The organism is Marinobacter persicus, assembly GCF_900114155.1.
Taxonomy (GTDB): domain Bacteria; phylum Pseudomonadota; class Gammaproteobacteria; order Pseudomonadales; family Oleiphilaceae; genus Marinobacter; species Marinobacter persicus.
Genome location: NZ_FOSC01000006.1, coordinates 39,822 through 52,603, shown reverse-complemented (window position 1 = coordinate 52,603; position 12,782 = coordinate 39,822). Strand labels below are relative to the sequence as shown.

The window sequence follows — 12,782 nt, the reverse complement described above, 5'->3', positions numbered from 1 at the left end:
CACCGGAATGGATATCAATTTCCCGCTGGTACTGGTGGTGCTGACGTTTGCCACCGGCGTGGTCTGGCTGGCCGACAAGCTGTTCCTGCGCAAACGCCGTCTGGCGGCGGCAGGTCCGACACCGGAGGCCGGCGAACCGGCCGAGGAGCCGAAAGAGCCCTGGCTGGTGGACGTCAGCCGGTCGTTCTTCCCGGTACTGGCCATTGTGCTGGTGTTGCGTTCCTTCCTGGTTGAACCATTCCAGATTCCCTCCGGTTCCATGTTGCCCACGTTGGAAGTGGGCGATTTCATTCTGGTGAACAAATACGCCTACGGTCTGCGTTTGCCGGTGGCCGGCACCAAGGTGATCGAGGTGGGGGACCCGGAGCGCGGCGACGTCATGGTCTTCCGTTATCCCGAAGACGGCGCGACCAATTACATCAAGCGGGTGATTGGCCTGCCGGGTGACCACATCCGTTACCGGGACAAACAGCTTTACGTGAATGGCAAGGCGGTACCCCGTGAATTTGTCGCCCGCATGCCGCCGATGGAACGCTGGCGCGAACGCATTGGCGGCGTTGAGCACGATCTGTACCTGAGCATGGGGCGGGTGTCGGGTTCCGGCGAGGGCGAATGGGTGGTGCCCGAGGGTCACTATTTTGTCATGGGTGATAACCGCGACAACAGCAACGACAGTCGTTTCTGGGGTACCGTGCCGGACGACATGGTGGTGGGCAAAGCGTTTGCCATCTGGATGCACTGGCAATCCCTGACCAGTCTGCCATCTTTTGAACGGGTGGGTACGATTGAGTGATTCAGGCGTTTAAGGAGAAAACGGTCATGAGAACGGATTATCCCGTGGGAAGCCGGCAGCACGGCGGCGCCCTGACCATGGTGATTGTGGCACTGTTTTTCGGGGCCCTGCTGACCCTGGGCATCAAGCTGGGGCCGGCCTACATCGATGACATTACCATTCAGGAAGCGCTCGAGAGCCTTGAGGGCACGGAGGGCCTGTCCACCATGGGGCCGGCCGAGGTGCGCAGGCTGATCAACAAGCGGCTGAGTGTGAACAACGTGCGGGGCTTTGACGCCAAGCACATCTCGGTCGATAAAAACGGCGAATACGTGGTGATTAACGTGGACTACGAAGTTCGCAACAATCTTTTTGCCAACGTGGACAGCGTCGTCCACTTCCAGCATGAATACGAGTTGAAGGGCCAGTGAATTCACAACCAGATCTTGACGAACTCCAGCGCCGCATCGGCTATCAGTTCAAGCAACCCGAGAGGCTGTTGCTGGCGCTGACGCACCGCAGTTATGGCAACCAGAACAACGAACGCCTGGAGTTTCTGGGCGACTCCATCGTCAATATGGTGATAGCCGAACACCTTTACCAGCATTTCGAAAAAGCCCGGGAAGGCCAGTTGAGCCGCCTGCGGGCCCGTATGGTCAAGGGGGTAACGCTGGCGGAGATCGGTCGTGAATTCAAGCTGGGCCAGTACCTGCGGCTGGGGTCGGGTGAGCTGAAAAGCGGAGGTTTCCGCCGGGAATCCATCCTGGCCGACGCGATCGAATCGATCATCGGCGCGATTTACCTGGACAGCGACTTCTACACCTGCCGGGAGCAGGTGTTGCGCTGGTTCGAGCAGCGCCTCAAGCGCCTGGATATCCAGGATACCCAGAAAGATCCCAAAACCCGGCTGCAGGAATATCTGCAGTCCCGGCAATTCCCGTTGCCCAACTACGAGGTGATCTCGGTGGATGGCCAGGCCCATAACCAGACCTTCCATGTATCCTGTGCGCTGCCCTCCCTGGACCGGAAAACCAACGGGACTGGCAGTAGCCGGCGCATTGCCGAACAGGAAGCGGCGCGTAATGCGCTCAGGCAACTGGGCGTGGAGACCGAATAATGAACGATCTGATGCAACCGGAAGACCCGAACAGCCGCTGCGGTTTTGTCGCCATTGTCGGCCGGCCGAACGTGGGTAAATCCACTCTGCTGAACCACATCCTGGGCCAGAAGCTCAGCATCACCTCCCGCAAGCCCCAAACCACCCGCCACCAGGTACTGGGTATCAAGACCGAAGGGCCGGTTCAGGCGATTTACGTGGACACCCCGGGCATGCACGAAGACGAGCCCCGGGCGCTGAACCGTGCCATGAACAAGGCGGCCTCGTCGGCACTGATCGATGTGGATGTGGTGGTGTTCATGGTGGACCAGTTGAACTGGACCAGTGCCGATGAAATGGTGCTGGAAAAGCTCAAACGCCTGACCTGCCCGGTGATTCTGGCGGTTAACAAGGTCGATCGTCTGGAAAAGCGTGAATTGCTGCTGCCGCATCTGGATATGTTGTCCAAGAAGCGGGAGTTTGCCGAGATCATCCCGCTCTCGGCCCTGAAGGAAACCAATCTTGAGCCGCTGGAGCAGGCGGTCGGGCGCTTCCTGCCGCAGAGTGTCCATTTTTACCCGGACGACCAGGTGACCGACCGCAGCGAACGGTTCATGGCGGCCGAAATGGTGCGTGAGAAAATCACCCGCCAACTGGGCGCGGAGCTGCCGTATTCCGTGGCCGTGGAAATCGAGGAATTCAAACGCCAGGGCAATACGCTGCACATCTCCGCGCTGATTCTGGTGGAGCGGGAAGGCCAGAAAAAAATTCTGATCGGTGACAAGGGCGAGCGTATGCGTCGCATCGGCCAGGAAGCCCGGGCCGACATGGAACGGCTGTTTGACAGCAAGGTGATGTTGCGCCTCTGGGTGAAGGTCAAGCGGGGCTGGGCCGACAGTGACCGGGCGTTAAAAAGCCTGGGCATGAACGATTTCTGAGGCTGGTATGGAACCGGCGGTGCAGCAGGAGCCCGCTTACGTCATCCACCGCCGGCCCTGGCGGGAGTCTTCATTGCTGGTTGACCTGTTTACCCTGAACCACGGTCGCATGGCGGTGGTTGCCCGTGGCGCCACCGGCGCCCGTAGTCCGCTGAAGGCCCAACTGCAGCCATTCCAGCCACTGCTGGTGGACTGGCGCGGGCGCAGTGATCTGAAAACCCTGGTGCAGGTGGATGTGCGCCCGGCCGAGCCGCCAACCCGCACCCGCGCCCTGTACAGTGGCCTGTATATCAACGAATTGTTACAGCGCATCCTGCCCGAGGCTGACCCCCACCCGCAGCTGTTTGCCAGCTATATCGAGGCATTGCAGGCGCTGGCCGGGCTGCCCGCTGACGCCGATGTGGAACCGGTGCTCAGGGTCTTTGAGCGAGCCTTTGCCCAGGCCCTTGGTTACGATTTTGCCTGGGACCAGGCCACCGATACCGGCGAGCTGGTTCAGCCCAACGGCCATTACGGCTATGATCCGGCCCAGGGTGTTATCAGTCCCGACAACCCCGACGCCCTGTTGCGGCAACTGCCCGGTTCCGCTCTGCTGGCACTGGCGGCCGGTGACCTGACCTCCGGGCAGGCCCGTAAAACCGCCAAGCAGGTGATGCGCGTGCTGGTGGATTACCTGCTTCAGGGCCGGCCGCTGCACAGCCGTTCACTCTTTTCCCATTCCGTCCGTTCATCAGGGAGTAAATCATGACCGCCAGAGTGCTTTTAGGTGTCAATATCGACCATGTGGCCACGCTGCGTCAGGCGCGGGGTACCCGTTACCCGGACCCGGTGCAGGCCGCCATGCTGGCAGAAGAAGCCGGAGCCGACGGGATCACCGTGCATCCCCGCGAAGACCGTCGGCACATCCAGGATCGGGATGTGCTGCTGTTACGCGAGACCCTGCAGACCAAAATGAATCTGGAAATGGCGGTCACCGACGACATGCTGGCTTTCGCCGAGCAGGTGCGGCCGCAGTGCGTATGCCTGGTGCCGGAAAAACGCGAGGAGCTGACCACCGAGGGCGGCCTGGATGTGGATGGCCAGGAAGAGCGGGTGGCCCGGGCCTGTGACCGGCTGGCGCGGATTGGCGCCGAGGTGTCACTGTTTATTGACCCGGACCCGGTGCAGATTGATGCGGCCGTTCGTTGCGGCGCGCCGGTCATCGAGCTGCATACCGGCGAATACGCCGAGGCCGAGACGCCCGAGGCGCTGGCCCGTTCACTGCGCGTGCTGGAAGACGCCGTGGCCTATGCCCGAAAACGGGGGTTGGTTGTGAATGCCGGTCATGGTCTGCATTATCACAATACCGAAGCGGTGGCGGCGATTGCCGGCATTAACGAGCTGAACATCGGCCACGCGATCGTGGCCCGGGCGCTGTTCACCGGGCTGAAAGAGGCTGTGCAGGAAATGCGGGCCATCCTGGACCGCGCCCGGCGCTGATCAGGCATCCGGCGCGGACGGGTCTTGGGGTTCGGCGGCGGGAGGAGCGTGAGAGCGTTCCCGGAACAGGGCCTGCCAGTCGGTTTGCTCACTCCAGGCTCGCAGCCGGTCCATGGCGGCAATCAGTTGCTCTTTATGGGCCGCAAGCTCGGAGCTTTCGCATTTCAGTGCGGTTTCGAACTGATAGGTGGCCCCGCGTAGCTCCGGAACGCCGCAATAACGAGTGGCGCCGTGCAACTTGTGTACGCATTCCAGCAGGTTGGCCAGTTCGTTCCGTTGCCAGAGCTGCTCCACCTGTTCCCGGTCTTTGGGCAGTTGTTCCATCAACATGCTGAACAGCTCTTCGGCCAGATCCGCTTTGCCGCCAGCCAGTTCCACGCTTTCCTCAATACTCACGCACTCGTGTTGCCGGCTGCGGCTTGACGGCCTGGGGGTACTGCTGCGGGTGTCCCTGACTTCATCCACCGGTTCCTGGCCAGCCACCGCCGGCGGCTCATAGCCGGTGTGTTCGCGCACCAGCTCCCTGAGCTGGCGACTGCTGATCGGTTTGGGCATGTATCCGTCGAAGCCCTGCTCGCGCAGTTTTGCCTGTTCGCTGGCCATGGCGTGGGCGGTTAGCGCGATGATGCAGGTGTGATGGTTGTCGGTGTCCTGCTCGCGAATTCGGGCGGTGGCCTCCAGGCCGTCCATGCCCGGCATTTGCAGGTCCATCAGCACCAGGTCATAGGGCTGCTCACGCACCAGGCCCAGTGCCTCGAAGCCGCTGGTGGCTCCGTCGGCCGGCAAACGGCTTTCTTCGAGCAGGGTCAGTACCAGTTTGAGATTGGCGGCGTTGTCATCCACCGCCAGAATGCGCGGACAAGCCGGGGCACGTCGCCTGGACAGCCCGCTGCCCGGCTGATCGTTGGCGGCGTCTTCGGAATAGATACCGTGAATCAGTAGCAGCAGCTCGTGGTAGAAGGTGTCCCGGCGTACCGGTTTGGTCAGATGGCTGCTGGCAATGCCGGAGAAGGGCGTGTCCTGCGTGTCCAGGGTGGGGGTCAGCAACAGGGTGCGACAGTCGTAATCCACCTCCAGGGTGTGCAGCAGGCCCCGGTACTGGTTTGACCGCAGCAGGTGCCGGGTAATGCCGATCATGGCCAGGGCGTAGCCCCGGTTGTTTTTCTGGGCCTCGTCCACGCGCTCGAGTAACTCAGCCGGTGTGTCGGCACGTTCCACCGTTACGCCCCAGCTGCGCAACAGGTGTTCCATGGCCAGGCCGGTGGTTTGCTGATGCTCCAGATAAATGATCCGCTCGCCCTTGAGGGCATCCCTTGCCGGCATCTCGTTGGCCAGGGTTGAGAGTTCCGGGTTCAGGGTAAACCAGAAGGTAGAGCCCTTGCCCAGCTCGCTCTTCAGGCCAATCTTGCCGCCCATTTCTTCCACCAGCCGTTTGGATATCGCCAGGCCCAGGCCGGTGCCGCCGTACTGGCGCGCGGTCGATGGGTCGGCCTGGCTGAAGGCGTTGAACAGGGCATGCTGCTGCGCCCGGGACAGTCCCACACCGGAGTCGGTCACGCTCAGGCGCAGGGTAACCCGGTGATTTTCCGGGTCTGCGGCTTCCAGGCTGGCGCGCAGCACCACCTCACCGGTCTGGGTGAACTTGATGGCGTTGTTGATCAGGTTAGTGATGACCTGTTTCACCCGCAGCGGATCGCCCATGATGTTGTCGGGAACGTCCTGGTACACCAGTGCCACCAGATCGAGATTCTTGCCATGGGCCTCGGGAGCCAGCATGACCATCACTTCCTCGATGATGTCCCGCAGCTGGAACGGGATGCGGTCCAGGATCAGCTTGCCGGCCTCGATCTTGGAGAAGTCCAGAATGTCGTTGATGATGGTCAGCAGGATTTCCGACGACTTGCGTATGGTGTTCAGGTGGTCACGGTGCTGGCGTGGCATGGGGCTTTTCAGCAGCAGCTCGGTAAAGCCAATGATGCCGTTCAGCGGAGTACGGATTTCGTGGGACATGTTGGCCAGGAATTCGGACTTGATGCGGCTGGCATCCAGGGCCTGTTTGCGTGCGATGTCCAGTTCGATGTTCTGGATTTCAATGGTTTCCAGGGTCTGGCGCAGGTCACTGGTGGCCTGGTCAATGTTCTGCTGCATCTCGGCCTGGGCCTGGCTCAGTTCCGAGGCCATTTCGTTCAGGCCGGATTCCAGCTGTTCGAATTCCGGCCCGGCGCCGGTGTAAACCCGGGTGTCGAGTTTGCCTTCCTTGAGCCGGGCCACGGCCTCGTTGAGCTGGAAGATCGGGTCGGTGAAGGCTTTGCTCAGCCGCACGGAAATGGCCATGCTCAGGAGCACGCCGCCGAGAATCAGCAGCAGCGAGATCAGCAGCGCCTTGTAGGTTTCTTTTTCCGTGCGCACGTGGGACATTTCCACGGCAGCCCAGCCGAGCGGTTCGCGTATGCCGGCGGTGCGCTCCCGGGCATCCGGGTCGAGCATGGAGTCGACCATCAGCTCTTGAAGGTATACCGGTGTGATGAACAGGGTACTGTTGTCTTTGCTGATGCGCCGGGCGTTTTCCGGGTCCAGGCGTGGCGTGCTTTCCGGCTCGCTGCGGCCAGGGCCGGCATGCAGGAGCCGCTCGCCGTCGCGGGTAAAGAAGGTGATAGAGCGTACGTCCTGTTCCTCGAGCAGGGCGTTGGAGAGGTTGGTCAGCAGGCTTCGGTTGGCGGTGAACAGGCCGTATTCGGAACCGGCCGCCAACTGGCGGGACAGGGATTCGCCGCGGTCTTTGAGCAGGGTTTCAATGTTATTGACCCAGCTATAGGTGAAGAACAGCCCCAGCAGCACGGTGGTCAGCAGTATGGGTACCAGTGTCACCACCAGCACTTTCTTGCGAATGCCCCAATGTCGCATAGACGTTCCTGTCACCCTTCCTATACACCGATAAGCCAGCAAGCAGAGAGGTATCTCTGCCTGCGGGTTCATACAATACACCAAGTTTCAATGTTATAGCCGTCGGTCATGGTGTTAGCGACAAGCCGTATTGGGACAACGGGGCTATAACGAGTATGATTCGTCGCCAAAGTGTATCACAGGGTCAGAGCATGAGTTTTCCCACCATTGAAGATTATGTCGGGCACACGCCGCTGGTTCGCCTGCAACGTTTGCCGGGTGATACCAGCAATGTGATTCTGGCAAAACTGGAAGGCAATAACCCGGCCGGCTCGGTGAAGGATCGTCCGGCACTGGGCATGATTCAGGAAGCGGAGCGTCGCGGTGAAATCAGCCCCGGCGATACCCTGATTGAGGCCACCTCCGGCAATACCGGGATTGCCCTGGCCATGGCGGCGGCCATCAAGGGTTACCGGATGAAGCTGATCATGCCCGAGAACATGAGTGAGGAGCGTCGTGCCTCGATGCGTGCCTACGGTGCCGAGATTATCGGTGTCAGTCAGGCGCAGGGGATGGAGGGCGCCCGGGATCTGGCGTTGAAGATGCAGGCTGAAGGCCAGGGCAAGGTGCTGGACCAGTTTGGCAATCTGGATAATCCGCTGGCCCATTACCGCACCACCGGTCCGGAGATCTGGCAGCAGACCGAAGGGCGGGTGACCCACTTTGTCAGTTCCATGGGCACCACCGGCACGATCATGGGTGTGTCCCGCTACCTGAAAGAACGCAATCCGGACATCCGCATCATCGGCTTGCAGCCGGAAGACGGTGCCTCCATTCCGGGTATTCGGCGCTGGCCGGAAGAATATCTGCCGAAAATCTACGACGCCAGCCGGGTCGATCAGGTACTGGACATTGGCCAGCAGGAGGCGGAAGACACCATGCGTGCGCTGGCATCGCAGGAAGGTATTTTCTGTGGTGTGTCGTCCGGCGGCTCCATTGCCGCGGCCCTGAGACTGTCCCGTGAGGTTGAAAATGCCGTGATCGTCGCGATTATCTGTGACCGTGGTGATCGATACCTTTCTACTGGCGTGTTCCACAGCGCCTGAACGGAAACCGACAAGAGAGCGATTATGAGCAAGCGTCGCCGCAAGGCCCTGCCCAAGGAGCCCGTGCGTTGTGAAGTTGAAACCCTGAGCCACGATGGCCGGGGCATTGCCCGGGCCGAGGGCAAAACCCAGTTTGTTGACGGCGCGCTGCCCGGTGAAACCGTGATGGCGAAAATGGTCGGCACCCGGAGCCGGTTTGATGAGTTGCGCACGCTCGAGGTGCTGGAGGCAGCGCCGGATCGCCAGCAGCCGCCCTGCGAATTTGCCGATCTGTGCGGTGGTTGCAGCCTGCAGCACATGAGTCCGGATGCCCAGATCCGGTTCAAGGAAAACACCCTGCGTGAGCATTTTGCTCATTTCGGGGGCATCGAGCCGGAGCTGTGGGTCGAGCCCATGCGCTCGCCCGACAGTCTGGGTTATCGGCGCAAGGCCCGCCTGGGCGTGCGCTACGTCAAGGCCCGGGAGTCGGTGCTGGTGGGTTTCCGCGAGAAGCGCAACAGCTTTCTGACCGACATCGACCAGTGCATCGTGCTGGACCCGCGCATTGGAGAACGGATTATCCCCCTGCGGGAACTGTTGCACGACCTGGCGGCCTTCAACCGTATTCCGCAGGTGGAAGTGGCCTGTGGCGACGAAGCGGCTGCCATGGTGTTCCGGAATATGGACGACCTTGTGCCGGAAGACCGGGAGAAGTTAATCCGGTTCGGGCAGGCCCACGACTTGCATATTTACCTGCAGCCGAAGGGACCGGACACGGTGCACCGGATCTGGCCGGAATCGTCTGGGCATGATGCCGAGCGATTAAGTTACCGCATGGATGAATTTGACCTCACCATGCAGTTCCACCCCATGGACTTTACCCAGGTGAATGCCGGCATTAACCGGGATATGGTGCACCGTGCGGTTGAGTGGCTGGATGTGCAGCCGGGCGAGCGAGTGCTGGATCTGTTCTGCGGGCTGGGCAATTTCACCCTGCCATTGGCCCGCAAAGGCGGCCAGGTGGTGGGTGTTGAAGGCGATGGCGCCATGGTGGTGCGGGGGCGCGAAAATGCGCGCTTGAACAACCTGGATAACGTCGAGTTTTTCGGCGCCGACCTGCATGGGGATTTCACCGGCCAGAGCTGGGCGAAGGAAGGTTTCGACAAGATCCTGATCGACCCGCCCCGGTCCGGCGCCGAGGACATCTGCAAGTACCTGACCGCGTTTGGTGCCAGCCGCATCGTTTATGTGTCGTGCAACCCGGCCACGCTGGCCCGGGATGCCGGTGTGATGGCGCGCAACGGCTACCGGCTGGTGCGTGCCGGGGTGATGGACATGTTCCCGCACACCACCCACGTTGAATCTATTGCGCTGTTTGAGCGGGATAGTCACTGATCACTGACTAAGTATCTGCCATGGTTAAAGTAAGGGAAGATTACGCAACAAGCGGCAATGGGGAAGTGGATATCGGCCAATGGGTCTCCCACATTGCCCAGCAGACCCACCTGGACAACCCTGAGCAGTTGCGCCGGGCCTGTGAAAAAGCGGCGGTAATCGATCTTGAGGCCTTCCGCGAAGACCGCCAGTGGGCGCCGGGCGCCAGCAGCTTTCTTACGGGCCTGGAAATGGCTCAGGTACTGGCGGAATTGCGCATGGACCAGGCCAGCCTGGTGGCGGCGGTACTCTACCGCTGTGTACGGGAAGAGCGGGTGCCTCTGGAAGACATTCGTAAGGAATTCGGCGACGAAGTGGCTGCGCTGATCAACGGCGTACAGCAAATGGCGGCGATTTCCTCGATCCACCACCCGTTAAAAGGCAACGTCCTGGGGCAGAGTGAAGGCCAACTGGACAACGTGCGCAAGATGCTGGTCACCATGGTGGATGACGTGCGGGTGGCACTGATCAAGCTGGCGGAGCGAACGTCCGCCATCCGGGCGGTGAAAGACGCACCGGACGAAAAGCGCATGCGGGTGGCCCGGGAAGTGTTCGACATCTACGCGCCGCTGGCGCACAGGCTGGGTATCGGTCACATCAAGTGGGAACTGGAAGACCTGTCTTTCCGCTACCTGCACGCCACCGCCTACAAGAAAATCGCCAAGCTGCTGGACGAAAAGCGCCTTGACCGGGACCGCTACATCAAGCGGGTGATCGAAACCCTGCAAACCGAACTGGCCGCCTCCGGCATCAAGGCCGAGCTGAACGGCCGGGCCAAGCACATCTACAGCATCTGGCGCAAAATGCGCCGCAAGGGCATCGATTTTTCCCAGGTGTATGACGTGCGTGCCGTGCGGGTGCTGGTGCCCGAGGTGAAAGACTGCTATGCCGCGCTGGGCATTGTGCACACCCTGTGGCGCCATATTCCCAACGAATTTGATGACTACATCGCCAACCCGAAAGAGAACGGTTACCAGTCCCTGCACACGGCGGTGATCGGCCCCGAGGGCAAGGTGATGGAAGTGCAGATCCGCACCCAGGCCATGCATGAGGAAGCCGAGCTGGGCGTGTGTGCCCACTGGCTGTACAAGGGCACGGACACCAACAACAAGTCCTCCGGGTACGACGCCAAGATCAACTGGCTGCGTCAGGTTCTGGAGTGGCAGGAAGAGTTGGGCGACCTGTCCGGCCTGGCCGATCACCTGAAAAGCGATGTCGCGTCTGACCGGGTGTACGTGTTTACTCCGGATGGCCATGTGGTGGACCTGCCCCAGGGGGCCACGCCGGTGGATTTTGCCTATCGCGTACACACTGAAATCGGTCATGCCTGCCGGGGCGCGCGGGTGAACAGCCGTATTGTGCCGCTGACCTACCCGCTGAAAACCGGCGATCAGGTGTTCATTCTGACTTCCAACAACCAGGCACCCAGCCGGGACTGGCTGAATCCCAGCCTGGGTTATATCCAGACCTCCCGGGCCCGGGCCAAGGTCACCCACTGGTTCAAGCAGCAGGACCGGGATCGCAACATTGTCGATGGCCGGGCCATCCTGGAAGACGAGTTCAAGCGCCTGTCACTTTACGACGTCGACCTCTCCGAGCTGGCGAAAAAGGTGAACTACCATTCCACCGACGACATGTTTGCGGCGGTGGGCGCCGGTGATTTGCGCCCCACCCATGTGGCCAACGTGGCGCAGCAACTGCTGGTACCAAAATCCGAGCAGTTGGATCTCAAGCTCAGCACGCCCCGGAAAACCGCCTATGACACCGAATCCGACATACAGATCCAGGGCGTGGGCAAGCTCAAGACCCAGGTGGCCAAGTGCTGCAAGCCGCTGCCGGGTGACCCCATTGGCGGTTACATCACCGTGGGGCGGGGCGTAACCGTGCACCGCCAGGACTGCCTGACGTTCCTGAACCTGTGCGAGTTCGAGCCCAACCGCATCATCGAGGTGAACTGGGGCGGCACGCCGGCGGCGGTGTACCCGGTGGACATCGATATCGAGGCCTACGACCGCTCCGGCCTGCTGCGGGACATCACCCAACTGCTGTCGTCCTCGCGCAGCGATGTGTTGTCGCTCAATACCCTGACCAACAAAGACGAGAACACAGCCCACATCCGAATTACCGTGGAAATCTCGAGCCTGGAGCAGCTGGCCCGTCTGCTGGCGCAGATTCGTAACCTGCCGAACATCATCGACGTGAGGCGCAAACGCGGATGAGCTACTCCATTGAAGACCTCAAGTACCTGATGGCGCGCCTGCGGGAGCCGGAAACCGGCTGCCCGTGGGACACCAAGCAGACCTTCAAGACCATCGTGCCCCACACCATCGAGGAAGCCTACGAGGTGGCCGATGCCATTGAGCGGGAAGACTATCCGCACCTGAAGGATGAGCTGGGTGACCTCCTGTTCCAGGTGATCTTCTACGCCCAGATGGGGCGGGAACAGGACCATTTTGATTTCGACGGCGTGGTGGACCACCTGGTTCGCAAACTGGTGCGCCGCCACCCCCATGTGTTCCCCGAGGGTACCCTGGAAAGCCGGATTGACCCGGACAACCGCCCGGACGAAGCCTGGATCAAGGAAAGCTGGGAGCGCATCAAGGCCGAGGAGCGTGCCGAAAAAGCGGACGCCGCCGAGCCGGACAGCCGGCTGGACGGTATCGCCCGCACCCTGCCGGCCATGGCCCGGGCCGACAAACTGCAGCGCCGGGCGGCACGCCATGGCTTTGACTGGCCGAATGTGGAACCGGTGTTCGACAAGCTGCATGAGGAAATCGACGAGCTCAAGGAAGCCTGGCAGGCGGCCGAGGCGGGCACCGGCGAACGGGATGCGGTGGAAGACGAGCTGGGTGATCTGTTGTTTGTCTGTGTGAACCTGGCCCGGTTCATGAAAGTCATCCCCGAACAGGCGCTGAATCGCACCAACCACAAGTTCGAAAGCCGTTTCCGGGCCATTGAGCGGACTCTGGCCGAACAGGGGCGCGATATGGACAGCGAAACCCTGGAGGCGCTGGACGCCATCTGGCAACGGGTGAAGGGTGTGGAAAAAGGCTGACGGAATGGCTGGCGGCTTTGACTAAATGCCTGATTGGGCC

Annotated in this window: 11 protein-coding genes; 10 read left to right on the top strand and 1 reads right to left on the bottom strand. The window is 61.1% G+C overall.

The annotated features are described in order from the left end of the window. Nucleotides 1-7: 7 nt before the first annotated feature. Genes lepB through pdxJ form a run of 6 tightly spaced genes read left to right on the top strand, consistent with a single transcriptional unit; the run spans nt 8 to nt 4,285 of the window. Nucleotides 8-793: a signal peptidase I gene (gene lepB, locus BMZ63_RS07735; protein WP_091703960.1), complete on the top strand. Its 786-nt coding sequence runs from the start codon at nt 8-10 to the stop codon at nt 791-793. A 26-nt stretch (nt 794-819) separates the two neighbouring features. Continuing rightward, nucleotides 820-1,203, top strand: coding sequence for a DUF4845 domain-containing protein (locus BMZ63_RS07730; RefSeq protein WP_091703955.1), 384 nt, complete (start codon nt 820-822; stop codon nt 1,201-1,203). After that, on the top strand, nt 1,200-1,889 hold the full coding sequence (gene rnc / locus BMZ63_RS07725) for a ribonuclease III (RefSeq protein WP_091703953.1): 690 nt from the start codon (nt 1,200-1,202) through the stop codon (nt 1,887-1,889). Before BMZ63_RS07730 ends, rnc begins: the two co-directional genes overlap by 4 nt. Continuing rightward, nucleotides 1,889-2,806 (top strand): GTPase Era, encoded by a 918-nt coding sequence (gene era, locus BMZ63_RS07720; protein ID WP_091703950.1) that lies wholly within the window; start codon nt 1,889-1,891, stop codon nt 2,804-2,806. The genes rnc and era overlap by 1 nt, the downstream gene beginning before the upstream one ends. A 7-nt stretch (nt 2,807-2,813) precedes the next feature. After that, the gene (gene recO, locus BMZ63_RS07715; protein WP_091703945.1) at nt 2,814-3,554 is read left to right on the top strand and encodes a DNA repair protein RecO; all 741 of its coding nucleotides are present in this window, start codon (nt 2,814-2,816) and stop codon (nt 3,552-3,554) included. Further along, a complete protein-coding gene (gene pdxJ / locus BMZ63_RS07710; RefSeq protein WP_091703942.1) occupies nt 3,551-4,285 on the top strand; it encodes a pyridoxine 5'-phosphate synthase in 735 nt (244 codons plus the stop codon). Before recO ends, pdxJ begins: the two co-directional genes overlap by 4 nt. Here the strand turns inward: pdxJ and BMZ63_RS07705 are convergent, their stop codons facing one another. Beyond that, nucleotides 4,286-7,189: an ATP-binding protein gene (locus BMZ63_RS07705; protein WP_091703940.1), complete on the bottom strand. Its 2,904-nt coding sequence runs from the start codon at nt 7,187-7,189 to the stop codon at nt 4,286-4,288. 191 nt (nt 7,190-7,380) lie between these two features. Here BMZ63_RS07705 and cysM point away from each other — a divergent pair, with 191 nt between their 5' ends. Genes cysM through mazG form a run of 4 tightly spaced genes read left to right on the top strand, consistent with a single transcriptional unit; the run spans nt 7,381 to nt 12,742 of the window. Next, the gene (cysM, locus tag BMZ63_RS07700; RefSeq protein WP_091703937.1) at nt 7,381-8,274 is read left to right on the top strand and encodes a cysteine synthase CysM; all 894 of its coding nucleotides are present in this window, start codon (nt 7,381-7,383) and stop codon (nt 8,272-8,274) included. Nucleotides 8,275-8,298: 24 nt separating this feature from the next. Further along, a complete protein-coding gene (rlmD, locus tag BMZ63_RS07695) occupies nt 8,299-9,648 on the top strand; it encodes a 23S rRNA (uracil(1939)-C(5))-methyltransferase RlmD (RefSeq protein ID WP_091703935.1) in 1,350 nt (449 codons plus the stop codon). 20 nt (nt 9,649-9,668) lie between these two features. After that, a complete protein-coding gene (gene relA, locus BMZ63_RS07690) occupies nt 9,669-11,906 on the top strand; it encodes a GTP diphosphokinase (protein ID WP_091703932.1) in 2,238 nt (745 codons plus the stop codon). Continuing rightward, nucleotides 11,903-12,742: a nucleoside triphosphate pyrophosphohydrolase gene (gene mazG / locus BMZ63_RS07685; RefSeq protein ID WP_091703930.1), complete on the top strand. Its 840-nt coding sequence runs from the start codon at nt 11,903-11,905 to the stop codon at nt 12,740-12,742. Before relA ends, mazG begins: the two co-directional genes overlap by 4 nt. Nucleotides 12,743-12,782 lie beyond the last annotated feature (40 nt).